The 16,561-nt window shown below is 44.3% G+C and carries 12 protein-coding genes and 1 pseudogene; 3 read left to right on the plus strand and 10 right to left on the minus strand.

The features are described from left to right. Positions 1-3: 3 nt before the first annotated feature. From N5E84_RS05650 to N5E84_RS05670, 5 genes and pseudogenes are all read right to left on the minus strand, one after another. Positions 4-2,100 carry an ABC transporter permease gene (locus N5E84_RS05650; protein WP_029388220.1) on the minus strand — a complete coding sequence of 699 codons (2,097 nt, stop codon included), beginning with the start codon at positions 2,098-2,100 and terminating at the stop codon, positions 4-6. 109 nt (positions 2,101-2,209) lie between these two features. Then, positions 2,210-3,244 carry an ABC transporter substrate-binding protein gene (locus N5E84_RS05655; protein ID WP_013856874.1) on the minus strand — a complete coding sequence of 345 codons (1,035 nt, stop codon included), beginning with the start codon at positions 3,242-3,244 and terminating at the stop codon, positions 2,210-2,212. A gap of 126 nt (positions 3,245-3,370) precedes the next feature. Next, complete coding sequence (uhpC, locus tag N5E84_RS05660) at positions 3,371-4,702, minus strand: MFS transporter family glucose-6-phosphate receptor UhpC (RefSeq protein WP_069212172.1); 1,332 nt, start codon at positions 4,700-4,702, stop codon at positions 3,371-3,373. 87 nt (positions 4,703-4,789) lie between these two features. Continuing rightward, positions 4,790-6,409, minus strand: coding sequence for an MASE1 domain-containing protein (locus N5E84_RS05665; protein ID WP_069212173.1), 1,620 nt, complete (start codon positions 6,407-6,409; stop codon positions 4,790-4,792). A gap of 8 nt (positions 6,410-6,417) precedes the next feature. Then, positions 6,418-7,053, minus strand: a pseudogene (locus N5E84_RS05670) (response regulator). A 236-nt stretch (positions 7,054-7,289) separates the two neighbouring features. Between N5E84_RS05670 and N5E84_RS05675 the strand changes: the two are divergent. The 3 genes from N5E84_RS05675 (at position 7,290) to cobB (ending at position 11,353) form a co-directional block, all read left to right on the plus strand. Further along, positions 7,290-8,879 carry an ABC-F family ATPase gene (locus tag N5E84_RS05675; protein ID WP_019282167.1) on the plus strand — a complete coding sequence of 530 codons (1,590 nt, stop codon included), beginning with the start codon at positions 7,290-7,292 and terminating at the stop codon, positions 8,877-8,879. Positions 8,880-9,225: 346 nt separating this feature from the next. Beyond that, entirely contained in the window at positions 9,226-10,446 is a 1,221-nt protein-coding gene (locus N5E84_RS05680; RefSeq protein ID WP_069212174.1) for an ammonium transporter, read from the plus strand. A gap of 169 nt (positions 10,447-10,615) precedes the next feature. Then, complete coding sequence (gene cobB / locus N5E84_RS05685; protein WP_013856880.1) at positions 10,616-11,353, plus strand: Sir2 family NAD+-dependent deacetylase; 738 nt, start codon at positions 10,616-10,618, stop codon at positions 11,351-11,353. Positions 11,354-11,384: 31 nt separating this feature from the next. Here cobB and N5E84_RS05690 read toward each other — a convergent pair whose 3' ends face one another. From N5E84_RS05690 to potA, 5 genes are all read right to left on the minus strand, one after another. Next, on the minus strand, positions 11,385-12,422 hold the full coding sequence (locus N5E84_RS05690) for an extracellular solute-binding protein (RefSeq protein WP_069212175.1): 1,038 nt from the start codon (positions 12,420-12,422) through the stop codon (positions 11,385-11,387). Between the two features lie 125 nt (positions 12,423-12,547). Then, a complete protein-coding gene (locus N5E84_RS05695) occupies positions 12,548-13,582 on the minus strand; it encodes an extracellular solute-binding protein (RefSeq protein WP_029388221.1) in 1,035 nt (344 codons plus the stop codon). Between the two features lie 106 nt (positions 13,583-13,688). Next, entirely contained in the window at positions 13,689-14,459 is a 771-nt protein-coding gene (potC, locus tag N5E84_RS05700) for a spermidine/putrescine ABC transporter permease PotC (RefSeq protein WP_013856883.1), read from the minus strand. Continuing rightward, positions 14,459-15,316: a spermidine/putrescine ABC transporter permease PotB gene (gene potB / locus N5E84_RS05705; protein ID WP_026027331.1), complete on the minus strand. Its 858-nt coding sequence runs from the start codon at positions 15,314-15,316 to the stop codon at positions 14,459-14,461. The genes potC and potB overlap by 1 nt, the downstream gene beginning before the upstream one ends. Then, entirely contained in the window at positions 15,300-16,436 is a 1,137-nt protein-coding gene (gene potA, locus N5E84_RS05710) for a spermidine/putrescine ABC transporter ATP-binding protein PotA (protein ID WP_010320264.1), read from the minus strand. Before potA ends, potB begins: the two co-directional genes overlap by 17 nt. Positions 16,437-16,561: the final 125 nt, after the last annotated feature.

The following is a 16,561-nucleotide window of genomic DNA, read 5'->3' on the forward strand; positions in this document are numbered from 1 at the left end:
TGGTTATTCTTGGTTATTGGCTTTAGAACGAGAAACACGTGCCTCGCCAACGATAAAATCAAAAATTAAAATAATAGCCAACATCACAACAATCAAAATCGAGCCATATGCGATCGCAACGCCATACTCACCATCTTCTACACGATTCAGGATGTAAGACGTTGCCACCCGTGTTTCTGGTGTCACCAAGAAAATAATGGCGCTGACGGTCGTCATTGCTCGAACAAAGCTGTAAATCAGTGTTGAGAGAATTGCTGGTCGTAATAACGGCAACAGAATATGAGTAATGGTTTTAAAGGAGTTAGCCCGCAAACTAAGTGACGCTTCATCGAGCGATTTATCAAGTTGGCCTAGCCCTGCAATACCTGCGCGAATACCTACTGGCACGTTACGCATCACCATGGAAATCACAACAATGGCCGCGGTACCGGTGAGGTAAATAGGCGCATCATTAAATGCAAGAATGTAAGATACCCCCGCAACCGTGCCCGGAACGGCGAAACAAAGCATGGTTGCAAACTCAATCACTTTCTTACCGTAAAATTGCTGACGAACAACGATATACGCAATCAACAGACCAAAGAAGGCGGTCAATGGCGCTGCAACGCCAGCATAAATCATCGTCGTGATGAGTGATGGCCAAGCACCTTCACTCATTCCCATGCCAAACAGATGAATATAGTTTTTAAGCGTTAAACTGTAATCTACACCCCAGTTCACGGTGAAGCTGCCGAAGATGATGCTGCCATAAAGCAAGATGTTAAATGCCATCCAAAAATAGAGCAGTGCCGAAACCGTATGTTTAAGTAAGGTAGGCAGCGCTTGCACATCGCCACGATATGATTTGCCGGAAATGGTGACGTATGAACGCTTTCCTATCCACAGATATTGGACAACAAAGATCGCCAACGAAAATAGCAACAAGACGGCCCCAAGTGTGCTGGCGGAAGCGTAATCTAATTGAGCTCCTGCGATGTAGAAGTAAATCTGAGTGGCTAACACATCGAAACTGCCCCCAAGTACAAGCGGGTTACTGAAGTCGGCCAGTGATTGGACAAAGATGATTAAGAAACTGTTGGCCAAAGCAGGCTTGAGCAATGGCATGACAATTTTAAAAAAAGTTTGATAACGATTAGCACGCAGCGTGTAGGACGCCTCTTCCAATGATGGATGTAGGGATTTCATCGCGCCATCTAAAATCATGAATGACATAGGAGCAAAGGCGAGCACTTGTGCCATCCAAATGCCTGTAAAACCATACAGCCAGTTTGTCTGTTGTAACCCAAACCAATCCACCATGAGTTCGGTGATATAACCGGAGCGCCCAAGCATTAAAGTCACCCCAAGCCCAACGACAAAAGGGGGAGTCACAATGGGAAGAATAGAAAAAATTCGCGCAATGAAAGCGGAGCGAGTGGCAATGCGTGTGGTATAGATAGCAAAGATCAAACCAAAGAAAGTGGCACCTATACCCACAGATACGCCAAGCAGTACGGAGTTCCAAACAATTTGTATGATCTGCGCTCGGCTCAAAATTTCAATGAATTGCCACGCAACAAAGTTCCCCATTTCATCTTGGAACATCGGTACAAAGATGGCGATACTCGGAAAGATAATAAAAATCGTGATCAAGAGAACAATCGAGATCAGAGCACCAATCACGAAGCTGTCACCGCCCAAAAACTCAAGACGAGCCAATGCCAATGTCATGACAGCACTTAAGGCAATAAATAGTGCAATGGTTGAATAACCTAAACCTTGCTGGGTATACCAAGAGCTGACCAACACGAAAAACATGCATGCCGCTGAATAACCGATATCAAAATAGTGACGGTGTTTGGCGTACTTATTACCTGCATAGCAAGGGCGAATGAGAAGTACACCCGGAAGCGCAAACCATAACCAAGAAATATTGGCACGGCTCCAACCCATAGCGGCATAAAACTCTTGCGATGTTGAATCAAACACTCCGTAATCAAGTGCAAAAGAGGGCAACAGCACAAACGCACACAATAACGTCAGGATCCAATAAAAAATCGGGTCCCTATGCGAGGTTTTTAGCGGCCGATGTGGTGCAGTGCCTGCTGTAAATTCATTCATTTTTCTGTACCAAAGTTATTTGTAGCCACACGGTGATAAGCCTGGTATTGGCTTTATAAAAAGGGCAGTAGGCACTGCCCATCGAGGCTAAGACAAGGGAATGCGTTGGCTATTCGCCCATTTTTACAACATTAACCCACTTATTAATCAATCGCTTACGTTCATCAGAGGATCCATAGGTATCCATGTCATAATCGATCAAGGTTAACTTTTTAGGGTCGAGGGCGTTGGGGGATTGTTCCGCTTGAGTGTTAGTTAAAATTTGGAAAGATTGACCTTCTTTCCATGCCAGCTCTTGTCCTTCTTTTGACATGACCCAGTCAACAAACCGTTTCGCGTTATCAAGGTTACGCGACCCTTTGATAATGCTCACACCACCAATTTCATAACCTGTACCTTCACAAGGCGAAATCAGCTCCAGCGGTGCTCCTTTCGATTGTTCGAGTGAGTAGTCATGCAAAAAACCAATACCAATCGCAATTTCACCACGCGCTGAGTTACGTGAAGGGGTAACACCTGATTTGGTGTATTGAGAGACGTTTTTGTCGAGTGCTTTGAAATAATCAAAGGCTTTATCTTCATCCCAAAGTTGAATGAAGGTGGCTAATGCGGTATAGGCAGTCCCCGAACTTTGTGGGTCAGAGATTTGAATCTCTCCTTTGTATTCAGGTTTGGTTAAATCATTCCAGCAGCGCGGGATCGGTAATCCTTTTTCAGCCAAACGTTGAGTATTCACCCCAAAACCTAAAATACCCATATAAACGGCCGAAGAGTAGTTCCCTTTGCGTTTCGCTGGATCTTTAAATCCATCCATAATGAATTCAAGCTGCGGGGATTGGTAAGCGTGTAAGAGATCCATTTCACCCGCCTGTGATTGAGGATCCAACGTGCCGCCATACCAAACATCCGCGCGTGGGTTCTTCTTCTCTGCTTCGATTTTGGCCAGCGTGCTGCCAGAGCCATTGCGAACAAAAGAGGTTTTTACGTCATATTTATCAGAAAATGCTTTAGTCGCTGTCTCGCACATGGCGTTAGTGGCACTGCAATAAACCACGAGTCGGCCTTCAGCAAATGCTTGAGGCGCGGCAAGCGAAGCACCGAGAATGCAGGTAGCAAGTACACTGCGAGGTAATCTATCTTTCATGTCTGTTTCCTCTTGTTATTTTCATTACTTAACGTAGACGTAGGGCAGCGTTAAGTTTCATCACATTCCTGTGATTTCGTTTTTGCTGCATGACACAGCGAAATCAGAAAACAACGTGAGGAAAGGTTATGACATAGTGACGGCATTCCCTGCACGCTGCTGCGCTTTTAAAAAGGGCAAAATCAGTAATCCAATCAGTGCGGCTGAGAGGGTAATGACACTGAAAAATCCTTCCCAACTAAATTGTTCAATAATGACAGCCAATGGGTAACTGGCTAACGCTGCACCAAGATAGCCAAATAAGCCGACAAAACCGGTCGCGGTTCCAGCCGCATCCTTGTGCGAACATTCAGCGGCGGCCATTCCTATCATCATTTGCGGACCAAAAATAAAAAATCCGATGGAAAAGAAGCAGCCCGACAACACCACAAAGTTGTCAATCGGTGTTAGCCATAACGCGGCCACTGAAATGAAAATGCCTAGCGCAAAAATCAAGTTCATCGGCGCTCGATTGCCTTTAAAAAATTTGTCCGAGCCCCAACCACCAAATAGCGATCCTAAGAATCCTCCGACTTCAAACATTGATACGGCAGCGTTGGCCGAAAAAAGCTCATAACCATGCCGTTCAGTGAGGTATAAATTACCCCAATCATTTAGCGCGATACGCACCACATACACCAGTAGATAGGAGCTACATAACAGCCAAATGTACTTATTCCCTAGCACGTAACGACTTAAAATTTGGCGAAATGGCAGCCCTTTACCTTCAGACTCATGGCGCTTTTCTAATTCATCGTTACGCCACTCACCCACTGGGGGTAACCCTAACGTTGTGGGCTTATCTTGCATGCGAAAGCAGAGCACTAAACCAACGATGATCGCCAAGCAACCCGGTGCAATAAATCCGTACCGCCAACCAAAAGTCACAGCGATAAAACCAATGCTGATCGGAATGAGCGCGCCACTTAAATTGTGGCAAGTGTTCCAGATAGACCACCAAAACCCACGTTCAGATCGGGAATACCAAGTGGTGAGCAATTTAGCGCACGGCGGCCATCCCCAACCTTGGAAAAAAGCGTTCAATGTCCAAAGCACGGTAAATGCGGCTAGGGAAGAGCTCAAACCAAACAGCACATTAACTACGCCCGTTGCAACCAGCCCCAAACCCATGAAGTAACTCGGTTTTGATTGGTCGCTGACCATGCCAGAAACAAACTTTGACAAACCGTAGGTCATGTAAAAGAGCGTACCAAGCAGACCAACATCGGAATGTTCAAGCCCGAGATCAGTGAGCATCGCAGGCATGGCAAAATTGAGACTTTTGCGTGTGAAATAAAACACCCCATAGCCGACGTACATCGATAACATTAAATGCAAGCGCCAGTAACGATAGGTTGCATCAATGTCCTGTGGTTCTATAGGTGCTGATGTCGGTTTTGAAATCAGAAAACCCAGCATGCTTTGTTTCTCCCTAGTGCTAAGAGATGGTATCGGAGTGATTCACCAAATGAATGAGACAAAGTTATAAGTGACTAGGAAATTTTCCTAGTTTGTTGATATTGTGAGCGGTTTTGTGGGCAAGTTAACAGTTATGCGCGTCCCAAGTGGTATTTGGCTACGCTGCGATTCAATTAAAAATGTGCCACCCAGTGCGCTGACGCGTTCTTCGATGCCGAGTAAGCCTTGGCCTTTGCTGCGCCAATTGGAAGCTAAACTAATGCCATTATCACGCAGCTCGACACTGAACATGTCACCGGGAACAAGGCTTAATTGCACGGCTGATGCTTGTGCATGTTTGCACACGTTATTAAGCAGCTCTTGAATAATTCGATACAGTGTAACGGCCGTAATGTCATCTAAACGCTCTGCAAAAATTCCGAAATTCAGACGAAAATCGACGTGTCGTTCCGCAAATTTCATTTCACTTGCAAGCTGCCGAATTGCACTCTCAAGCCCCAATTCATCAAGCGCATGAGGGCGAAGCTCGGTTAATAATTGACGTGTCGATGAGTGAATTCGTAGCGCGAGCGTGTTGATCGTCTCAGCGATGTTGGTTTGTTTTTCATTTTGTGCCAAGCGACTAGCGAGCATGGATTGGATCTGTATCGCGGTGATATTTTGGCCAATTTCATCATGCAGTTCGCGTGCAACTGATTTTCGGATTTGCTCTTCAACCTTGACTAATTGCCGAGCCAGTTGCTGTTTGTTCGCGAGTTCAATTGCCAGCTTTTGGTTAATTTTAGCTAAGCGTTGCGCCAAGAAATATTGACGGCTAATCGCGATACCAAGCCCTAAACCAACAAAAGCCTGCGTCGCTATAAAACTTTGTAGTTCAATATCGGATTCAAATGAACCTGTCATTTGCCGTGCCGTAGCAAGCAAAATACTGTTCATTAGACTAGCCAATACGCCGCCTTGCCAACCGTATTTATAAGCCATAAAAATATTGGGAAGCAGGAAAATGAGCAGGGCGATCGGTTTGAGCTGCTCTAGCAAGGTTAACTCCGCGATCAATCCGCCACTAAAAAAAAGCAAACACCACAGCAACGCAGAGGGGCGAAGTGTTACGTCTTGATGAATAAGATCGGGTGACAGTGGTCTCCAGATCTGCTGATGTAGATAATCGTACAGGAGAAATAAGAACGGAGTGAGCAGTATACCGCCGGTCAGAGCTGAAACGGTCGCTTGTGCCACGTAATGCAGTTCGAGGTTGAGCGGTTTGACCAACAGCAAAACCGAGCTTCCACATAAGATGCCGTAAACGACCGTCAACCCGGTAAGCGCCAACAGTTTTTTCCAATAAACGTGTAGTGATGTCCAGAGAGATTGAAAGGCAATCGCCAGCCAATAAGCGATCAATGCAAACAGCAGTAATAGATATTCATGAGCTGCGATAGCCAACACATGCCCGAGCAACACCACTATAGCCATTTCGCATAAAGTGATCCCAAGCCAAAAACGACGTGGTGCAAGAGCGAGTGTGGCCAGCTTTAAGCCTGTGGGCAAAAACAGACCAGCCAGCAATAAATCAGGAGTTAAGTAGCGGCTGATGTTCCATAAACAAAACCAACCAATTGAATACAAAACGCATGCAAATGCATAGCTAAAGCCAGAGGAGAGAGACAACCGAGGTAAAGCTTCAGAAAATCGATGATGAAAATGCATAGTCGCTTCTATAACGTCTCGTTAACCAACAGTTGGTGAGTAATAGCAAAGCGGATGAGATCCACATTGTTGGTAAGCCCTAGTTTGCTTAAAATATTTGCCCGATGCACGTGAATCGTTTTGTGGCTAATTGATAAATCGTAACCAATCTCTTTAACGTCTTTGCCTAAAATCAGGTGATCAAACACCTCTCTTTCGCGTTTAGTTAACCCTTCAAGGACAGATGGCGTACCTGAAGCATTGCTTAGGTTAATTAAGGCATCGGCACACAAATAGCGATCACCATTAGCCACGGTACGAATGGCACTCACTAACTCTCCAGGCCCACAACGTTTTGATAAATAACCACAAGCGCCAGCTTCTAGCGCTTTACTGACAAAGGACGCTGAATCATAAATAGAGAGAATGATGGCTTTAAAGTCCGGCTAAGCGCGGCGCAGTTTCTCTAACAACACAAGCCCACTTTCGTCGGGCATTGAAATGTCGATAACTGCCACATCGATAGAAGCGTTCACCAGCGCACGAAATGCTTCGCGCGCGCTACCATACTCACTGTGGACATGAATGTCTGGTTCAACCGATAACAGTTGTGCAAAACCAGAGCGAACCATGAGGTGGTCATCCACCAAAGCAACTGAAATCATACGGGTATCCTATAGGTTTGCAGTGATAGTCGCAGATGTATCAATAAGTATCAAAAACCAGCGCAGGGGATGTGATTGCTCTCTCGAAACTTATGATCAGTGGCAGGTAGGCATTAAATGAGCGAGTTACTCGCACTACGAGGGCAGTGAAACAAAAACATCGCTTGCAGTTCGAGCCTTGAACAAGTAACGTTGCGCAGTTTTTTATACAATTCACATTTATTAAGGTACTGGTTTTGATCTCCACCGCGAATATCACTCAACAATTTGGCGCAAAGCCTCTGTTTGAAAACATTTCCGTTAAGTTTGGCGAAGGTAATCGCTATGGCCTGATTGGCGCTAACGGTTGTGGTAAGTCAACATTTATGAAGATTCTAAGCGGAGAGCTTGAACCTTCGAGTGGTAACGTTAGCTATGATCCTAACGAACGCATGGCGAAACTGAATCAGGATCAATTCGCTTACGAAGAGTTCACGGTTATTGACACGGTAATCATGGGCCACAAAGAGTTGTGGAAAGTTAAACAAGAACGTGACCGTATCTATTCTCTGCCTGAAATGACCGAAGAAGATGGCATGAAGGTTGCGGATCTCGAAACTGAATTCGCGGAAATGGACGGCTACATGGCCGAGTCTAAAGCCGGTGAATTGTTGCTTGCGGTGGGCATTCCTCTTGAACAGCACTTTGGTTTGATGAGCGAAGTGGCACCAGGTTGGAAACTGCGTGTGCTACTGGCGCAAGTTTTGTTTGCTGAACCACACATCATGCTGCTTGACGAACCAACCAACAACTTGGATATGGATACCATTCGCTGGCTAGAAGATACACTAAACCAACGTAACTGCACCATGATCATCATCTCGCACGACCGTCACTTCTTAAACAGCGTATGTACACATATGGCTGACTTGGATTATGGTGAACTACGTCTTTACGCGGGTAACTATGACGAGTACATGACAGCGGCATCGCAAGCGCGTGCTCGTCTGCTCTCTGATAATGCCAAGAAGAAAGCACAGATTGCTGAACTGCAAACTTTCGTTGCACGCTTTTCTGCGAACGCATCTAAAGCGAAGCAAGCGACGTCACGAGCTAAGCAGATTGACAAGATCCAATTGGACGAAGTTAAAGCGTCTAGCCGCCAAAACCCTTTCATTCGTTTTGAACAATCGAAAGAGTTGTTCCGCAACGCGTTAGAAGTTGAAAACCTTAGCCAAGGTTTTGAAAACGATCTATTCAGTAACTTCAACGCCATTTTTGAAGTAGGCGAACGCGTAGCGATCATTGGTGAAAACGGCGTCGGTAAAACAACACTGCTTAACACCTTAGCAGGTGTACTTGAGCCTCGTAGCGGCAGCTATAAATGGTCTGAAAACGCAAATATTGGTTACTACGCTCAAGATCACGCGCACGATTTTGCCGAAGATATGAACCTGTTTGACTGGATGAGCCAATGGCGTCAAGAAGGGGATGACGAGCAAGTGATCCGCAGCTTCTTAGGGCGCATGTTGTTTGGCCAAGATGACATCAAGAAATCCGTTAAGGTCATCTCTGGTGGTGAACAAGGTCGTATGTTGCTTGGTAAACTAATGATGCATAAGCCAAACATGCTGTTGATGGATGAGCCAACCAACCACATGGACATGGAATCGATCGAATCACTCAACACGGCTTTGGAGAACTACAAAGGGACTCTGTTCTTCGTATCTCACGACCGCGTATTTGTGGACTCACTGGCAACGCGCATCATTGAAATCCGTGATAACAAACTGACCGATTTCAAAGGCACTTATTCTGAATTCTTGAAATCTCGTGGCGTAAACTAATCCACAGTTTACTCTTAAGAAAAGGCTTCCTGCGGGAGGCCTTTTTAATGCCTGCAATCTGGAACGAGCCAAAAAATAGAGTGCATTAAAATGGAGCGCACGTTCCAATTTGGTGCGCTTTTTATGAATACGTTTATTCTTCTATCATGCAACAACTCCCTTGATATTTATATAATTCACTCTATTTCAATAAGTTATTTGATATTGAAAAGTTATTGATTCATTTGTTTATTTTGGAATGTATTTTGCTTTAAGGCTGTTCAATACCAATAACTCACTATATTGGTGAGAAAATAATCAAGTAGCACAGGATTGGTGCACAACATTTCAATGGAGAATCACTAAGATGGCTCAAACCGTAAGTCAGGTTCAAGGTGCCGTACAAGCCCTGACTCAAAGTTCTGATACGCTATTTTTGCTGCTCGGAGCAATCATGGTGTTTTTAATGCACGCCGGATTTGCCTTTCTTGAGGTGGGGACTGTGCGTAAAAAGAACCAAGTGAACGCGCTGGTAAAAATTCTCGCCGATTTCGGTATTTCTACGATCGCCTATTTTTTTATCGGTTACTGGATAGCCTACGGCGCTCATTTCTTTGCTGATGCACAAACCCTTGCCCAAGGGAACGGCTATCATCTAGTTAAGTTCTTTTTTCTATTGACGTTTGCCGCCGCTATTCCTGCTATCGTTTCTGGAGGCATTGCCGAGCGCGCTCGGTTTTACCCCATTCTCATTGCTACTTTTTTCACCGTTGGGTTTGTTTATCCGCTGTTTGAGGGAATGATTTGGAATGGCAATTATGGCGTGCAAAGCTGGTTTGAAGCTCAATTCGGTGCTGCTTTTCACGATTTCGCTGGTTCGGTGGTCGTGCATGCGGTCGGCGGATGGATTGCACTCATCGCTGTCATGTTTCTAGGAATGCGTAAGGGAAGAGTACGTGCAGGAAAGCACACCAACTTTGCTCCATCCAACATTCCGTTCCTAGCACTGGGCGCGTGGATCCTTTGTGTGGGCTGGTTTGGTTTTAACGTCATGTCAGCGCAAACATTAAATGGAATTAGTGGATTAGTCGCGATGAACTCTTTAATGGCCATGACTGGTGGTATTTTAGCAGCGTTAATTGTCGGAAAAAATGACCCTGGCTTTATCCACAATGGTCCTCTAGCGGGATTAGTCGCGGTGTGTGCAGGATCGGACTTGATGCACCCACTGGGTGCCTTAGTGACGGGAGTGGTAGCGGGTGCTTTATTTGTTTGGTTGTTCACTCAACTACAAAACCGAACGAGAATAGACGATGTATTAGGTGTATGGCCATTACATGGTGTTTGTGGTGCATGGGGCGGGATTGCCGCTGGTATTTTTGGCCAATCATCACTCGGCGGCCTAGGTGGTGTCAGCCTCGCCGTTCAACTACTAGGAACCTTATTGGGTATTTCAGTGGCAGTATTAGGTGCCGCAATCGTTTATGGCTCTCTCAATGTATTGACTGGATTGCGTTTATCTGAAGAAGACGAATTTAACGGCGCGGATTTGGCTATTCATAAAATCTCCGCCATTAACGAAGATTGATTACATATAGACCGAAGTCGCGGGGTACTTCGGTCTATTTCATAGCTCGGTTTATGTCACAGAAAATAAGCAATCAATGGCCATTTTATACTATGGTCTAACCCTCAAAACTACTGTTGTTATTGCATCGGTGCTAAGCTAGCAAAAAAGCGTGCAATAAGGACATAGTATGAATTTCCCTTACAAGAATATCGTGATCCTCACGGGGGCAGGCATTTCAGCGGAATCAGGCATCAAAACATTTCGTGCTCAAGATGGGTTATGGGAAAACCATAAAATAGAGGATGTCGCGACCCCTGAAGGTTTCGCACGTGATCCCGATCTCGTACAGGATTTCTATAATCAGCGTCGTCGAAAACTCCAATCTGAATCAATACAACCTAATGCCGCCCACATCGCGCTTGGTAAATTAGAGCAAGAGCTAGAGGGAAACGTAACGATTATTACGCAGAATATCGATAACCTTCATGAGCGGGGGGGTAGCAAACAGGTGATTCATATGCACGGTGAGCTGCTTAAAGCACGCTGCAGCGTTTCTAACCAAGTAATAGAGCATAAAGACGACATTCTGAGCGGAGAGCTTTGTCATTGCTGTCAAATTCCAGCTCAAATGCGACCTCATATTGTTTGGTTTGGCGAAATGCCACTGCGCATGGGCGATATTTATTCAGCACTCGAGACGGCTGATCTTTTTATCTCTATCGGTACATCGGGCGTTGTTTATCCTGCTGCAGGCTTTGTTCATGATGCCAGAATGCATGGTGCGCACACCATTGAGATCAACTTAGAACCGAGTGCCGTTGAAAGTGAGTTTGAGGAAAAACGCTACGGTAAAGCCAGTATTGAAGTTCCGCGGTTAGTGGAAGAGATATTAGGGTTAGAAATGCCAAAAAAGAAACACGCCTAGAGTAGGCGTGTTATCTAAATATTGAATATGATCAATTATTTACTTTGAGCTTCTGGAAGTATTCGTCGTACAACACATTCGCTTCTCCCACCTCATCTTGCCAAAACCCGCTGTCCATAACAGATTGTGGAGGGAAGATATTAGGATCATTGGCGAAAGATTTGGGTAACAGTGAATAGGCTGTTTTAACGGGAGTTGGGTAACCAATTTCTAATGCGATTTTTGCTGCATTCTCAGGGCGCAATAAGAAATCAATCATCTTATGAGCCGCATCAACGTTTTTGGCCCCGGCCGGAATGGATATGCTATCCATCCAGAAAATCGCGCCTTTTTCTGGCCAAATAATGTCAATTGAAGCGCCTTCTTGGCGGGCCATATACGCCGAGCCATTCCATAACATACCTAAAGAAACTTCACCCGCTAAAAAAGGGTTTGCGGGAAAGTCGGAGTTGAACACTAACACGTTTGGAATCAGTTTTTTAAGCTCTTCATAGGCCGCTTTAATTTCGTCAGGATCCATCGTATTAGGTGAGTAACCAAGCTTACTCAGTGCAATATGGAACACCTCACGAGCATCGTCCATCATCATCAACTGACCTTCCCATTTGGCATCCCATAAGTCGCCCCAGTTTTTGATCAGTGATTTATCAAGCATATCGGTATTAATACCAATCCCCGTGGCGCCCCAGATATAAGGGATAGAAAATTTGTTGTTTGGGTCGAACGATTTATTGAGATAGTTAGAATCAAGATCAGCAAAATGAGAAAGCTTAGCGTGGTCAATCTCCTGCAACATGCCTTCTTTACGCATTTTAGAAACAAAGTAGGTGGATGGCACGACAAGATCGTAGCCGGAACCTTGAGTTTTTAACTTGGCATACATGCTTTCATTAGACTCATAGGTTGAGTAAATGACTTTAATTCCTGTCTCTTTGGTGAAATCTTCGAGAACGTCGTGGGGGATATATTCAGACCAGTTGTAAAAATAAAGCTCTTGATCTGCAGCCATTGCAGGCGTAGTGAATAGAGTTGCTGCGCAAATAGCGCCAGCATACAGTGTGCTTTTCATTACGTTTCCATTTTAGTCGGTGCCAAAGCTTAACTAGGCAAGGGTGCGTGATACGAAAGTGCAAAGTATACCAGTTTTAACGAAAATAGGCAGCTAGTGCTGCCTATTTCATACTTTTTGCGGAATTATTGACCCGCTTTTAACTTCATAAAGTAATCTTCATACTGCACAGTTTTTTCACCAACGGCAGATTGCCATTCAACACGATCTAAATCATCTTGAGATGGGAAAAGAGCAGGGCTGTCTTTAAATTTCTCATTAGACGCTTTCACGCCGGTTAAATAACCCGTGTCGCGAGAAATTTGTTCTGCAATTTCTGGACGTAGCAAGAAGTCGATCATCTTATGTGCGGCTTCTACGTTTTTGGCACCAGAACTGATAGCAAAGTTGTCAACCCAACCGATACCGCCTTCTTTAGGGAAAACAAGCTTAATTGGCAAGCCTTCTTTTTGCGCCGCTGCAGCAGAGCCATTCCACAGCATACCTAAGCCAACTTCACCAGAGAGGTAAGGAGCGGCAGGGTTATCTGAGTTAAATACCAATACATTAGGCATTAGTTTTTGCAGCTCAGCGTAGGCCTCATCAATTTGCTTTTCATCCGTAGTGTTACCTGAGTAACCTAACTTACGAAGGGCAATGTGGAATACCTCACGAGTATCATCCATCAACATTAGCTGGCCTTTCAACTCTGGGTTCCATAGGTCACCCCAGCTTTGGAAATCATTGGGATCATACATATCGGTATTAACCGCAAGCCCAGTGATAGCAACCACGTGTGGAATTGAATAATCATTATTTGGATCGTAAGGTTTATTCAAATAGTTGTTATCAAGGTTTTTAAAGTTGCTTAATTTAGACTTATCAATCTTTTGTAACATACCTTCATCGCGCATTTTAGAAACGAAGTAGGTGGATGGAACAACAAGATCATAACCTTGGTTGTGAGTTTTTAGCTTTGCATACAGGGTTTCATTCGATTCATAAGTTGAATAAATGACCTTGATGCCGGTCTCTTTCGTAAACTGCTCTAGAAGACCACTGTTAATGTATGGCCCCCAGTTCATGAATACTAGTTCCTTGTTTTCATCCGCTGTTACTGCTCCAGAGAACAAAGAAAGCGCACATGCACTACCAGCTAATAGAGTAGCCCATTTTTTCATTGACGTTAGCTCCAAACCAAACGTTGCCTATTTTTAGGCGTTAGATAGAAAAACAGAATGACGATTTGTCATTCTGTTTCGCGTAATGTATTACAAGATGTCGATTCTACTTCACTTTTTCCCTTGCTAACAACTGTGATGTGATTACTAGAGCCAATGAGACAACTAACATCACGGTCGCCAGAGCGTTAACTTCTGGGGAAATGCCAACTTTAACCATAGAATAAATCTTCAATGGTAAAATCTCGTAAGTAGGGCCGGTTACAAAAGAGCTAATGATCACATCATCTAATGACAGTGTGAAACTCAGCAACCAACCAGCCGCAACTGCCGGTTTCGCTAATGGCAAAATGATTTTGGTCAAAATCACCCATTCGCCAGCACCGAGATCTTTGGCAGCTTCGAGCATCTTTACATCAAATCCGTTGAGGCGACTGTAAACAGTCACAACAACGAAAGGTAAGCAGAATGTAATGTGTGCAATCAACAAAGTAAGAAAACCTAGCTGAGCACCTAACACTAAGAATAGCGCAAGTAGCGAAATTGCCATGACAATATCTGGGGACATCATTACAACAAACAACATACCATTAACTGCACGTTTACCTTTAAATTGATAACGAAAAAGAGCTACAGCAGTTAAACTGCCAATCAGCGTCGCTGCTGTTGCTGAAAAAACCGCTACATTCAGCGAGTGCCATGCGGCCTGAACTAAGCTGTCGTTTGCAACTAAAGCGTGGTACCACTTGGTAGTGAAACCGCCCCATTTAATACCAAATTTGTTGTCATTAAATGAGTTTACAATCAGCACTATGATCGGTAGGTATAGAAATACATACACTAAACTCATAAAGCTAAATCTAACTGTTTTGCCCATTAGTCTAGCTCCACTTTCTTATTCAATAACTTACCAGCACGATAGTATGCATAAAGCATTACAGCCATCGCCAGAGTCAAGGCAATGCTGGTCGCGGCGCCAAATGGCCAATCACGAGCATTCAATACTTGGCTCTTAATCACGTTACCAATCAGCAGGTTTTTCGCGCCACCGAGTAAGTCAGCAATATAGAACATACCTAATGCTGGCAGTAACACCAACAAGCAGCCCCCGATGATACCCGGCATGGTCAATGGCAATACTACCTTCAGCAAAGTTTGAAGCTTATTTGCCCCTAGATCTCGCGCGGCTTCAATGTAGGTATCGTCCAATTTTTCAATAGCAGAATAGAGCGGAAGAATCATAAAAGGCAGCAAGATGTAAACCAAGCCAATCATTACCGCTGTCTCGGTGTACATAATACGCAGTGGTTTGTCTATGATGTCTAAAGCCATTAAAGCTTGGTTTAGGATGCCTTGCGTACCCAGCACTATTTTTAATCCGTAGGTACGGATAAGAGAGTTCGTCCAAAAAGGAACAATCACCAAAAACAGCATAATTGGACGCCATTTTTGTGGCATTTTTGCGACAATGTAAGCAAATGGATAACCAATAACCAAGCAGAGAAGGGTAGCCACAATTGCCATATAGAAAGAGTGCATGAGCACTTTGGCGTAAAGTGGATCCAATAAGCGTGTATAGTTATCAAGCGTGAAGGTCATTTCAATTAAGTTGGCTTCATCGCGAGTCAAAAAGCTAGTACCAATGATCATAACGTTAGGGATTAGCACAAACAGCACTAACCACCCAACAATCAATGTGATAATAGCATTTTGAAGATTAAGCTTCTTGCTCATCATCGAGTACTACCTCCCAGCTTTCAACCCAAGTGATAGCGACTTTCTGGCCGAGAGAATGGTCCACATCAGGATCATCTTCGTTAAAGAATTCGCTAACCGTCACGCGCATGCCTGATTCTTCCAATTCGACTACAGATTCTAGAGTCATGCCTTTGTAGGTACGTTCTGTCACGTGTCCAACAATGCCTTTTTCTTCTGACTCTTTAATCTCTTCGATGCGAAGATCTTCAGGACGCAGCAAAACTTGTAGTTTGTGTCCGGGTTGTACATTTTGATCGTGATAAACCACCGCTTCAACACCTTCGATATGTGCACGAATACGCTTATCGTCAATTCGTTCGATCGTTTCAGCATTAAATACGTTGATCTCACCGATGAAGCGAGCAACAAATAGGTTTTTAGGGTCTTCGTAAATTTCACGTGGAGAGCCATCTTGCTCAATTTTCCCTTCACGCATAACAATAATGCGATCCGACATTGATAAGGCTTCTTCTTGATCGTGCGTAACGAAGATAAAGGTGATCCCAAGCTGACGTTGAAGCTGCTTAAGCTCCATTTGCATCTGCTTACGCAGTTTATAGTCAAGCGCGGATAAAGATTCGTCTAGCAACAGAACCTTAGGTTTATTAACAACGGCACGCGCGATAGCGATACGTTGTTGTTGACCACCAGAAAGTTGACTTGGTTTACGCTGGGCCATCGCGTCGAGGCGTACCATCCGCAGTGCTTCCATCACACGGGGTTCAATGTCCGCCGTTGGCACTTTTTGCATACGCAAACCAAACGCGACATTTTCAAATACTGTCATATGTGGGAAAAGTGCATAGCTTTGAAAGACGGTGTTAACGTGTCTCTGTTCAGCAGGAACTTTTGTAACATCTTGATTATCAAGAGTAATTGAACCTTGATCTGCGGTTTCAAAACCTGCAATCATTCTTAGTACTGTTGTTTTACCACAGCCAGAAGGACCAAGTATCGTTAAGAATTCGCCATGATTAACATCAAGGTTTAGGTTGCCAATGATTTCCTTACCATCGAAACTTTTACTGATACCAGAAAGACGAACTACTGGTTTTCCTACTGATTTTTTTACGTTCAACGTCTGTTTTTCTCCCACCTTGGTCTATAGGGATGCCTATCTTACGACCTGTCGCTATACACAATTGAGGCGCGCATCATAATCACCAAAAGAGTGAATTCAAAGCGTTTTCTTATATTGATACAGAAAAAGTTTTGTAGGTA

The organism is Vibrio sp. J502, assembly GCF_025397955.1.
Lineage (GTDB): Bacteria > Pseudomonadota > Gammaproteobacteria > Enterobacterales > Vibrionaceae > Vibrio > Vibrio anguillarum.

What these genes read in the sequence shown, in the direction of transcription:
- uhpC (WP_069212172.1), bottom strand. Translation starts at nt 4,702, where the DNA reads ATGCTGGGTTTTCTGATTTCAAAACCGACATCAGCACCTATAGAACCA.
- potB (WP_026027331.1), bottom strand. Translation starts at nt 15,316, where the DNA reads ATGAGCAAGAAGCTTAATCTTCAAAATGCTATTATCACATTGATTGTT.
- N5E84_RS05680 (WP_069212174.1), top strand. Translation starts at nt 9,226, where the DNA reads ATGGCTCAAACCGTAAGTCAGGTTCAAGGTGCCGTACAAGCCCTGACT.
- potC (WP_013856883.1), bottom strand. Translation starts at nt 14,459, where the DNA reads ATGGGCAAAACAGTTAGATTTAGCTTTATGAGTTTAGTGTATGTATTT.
- N5E84_RS05665 (WP_069212173.1), bottom strand. Translation starts at nt 6,409, where the DNA reads ATGCATTTTCATCATCGATTTTCTGAAGCTTTACCTCGGTTGTCTCTC.
- N5E84_RS05690 (WP_069212175.1), bottom strand. Translation starts at nt 12,422, where the DNA reads ATGAAAAGCACACTGTATGCTGGCGCTATTTGCGCAGCAACTCTATTC.
- N5E84_RS05695 (WP_029388221.1), bottom strand. Translation starts at nt 13,582, where the DNA reads ATGAAAAAATGGGCTACTCTATTAGCTGGTAGTGCATGTGCGCTTTCT.
- cobB (WP_013856880.1), top strand. Translation starts at nt 10,616, where the DNA reads ATGAATTTCCCTTACAAGAATATCGTGATCCTCACGGGGGCAGGCATT.
- N5E84_RS05655 (WP_013856874.1), bottom strand. Translation starts at nt 3,244, where the DNA reads ATGAAAGATAGATTACCTCGCAGTGTACTTGCTACCTGCATTCTCGGT.
- N5E84_RS05650 (WP_029388220.1), bottom strand. Translation starts at nt 2,100, where the DNA reads ATGAATGAATTTACAGCAGGCACTGCACCACATCGGCCGCTAAAAACC.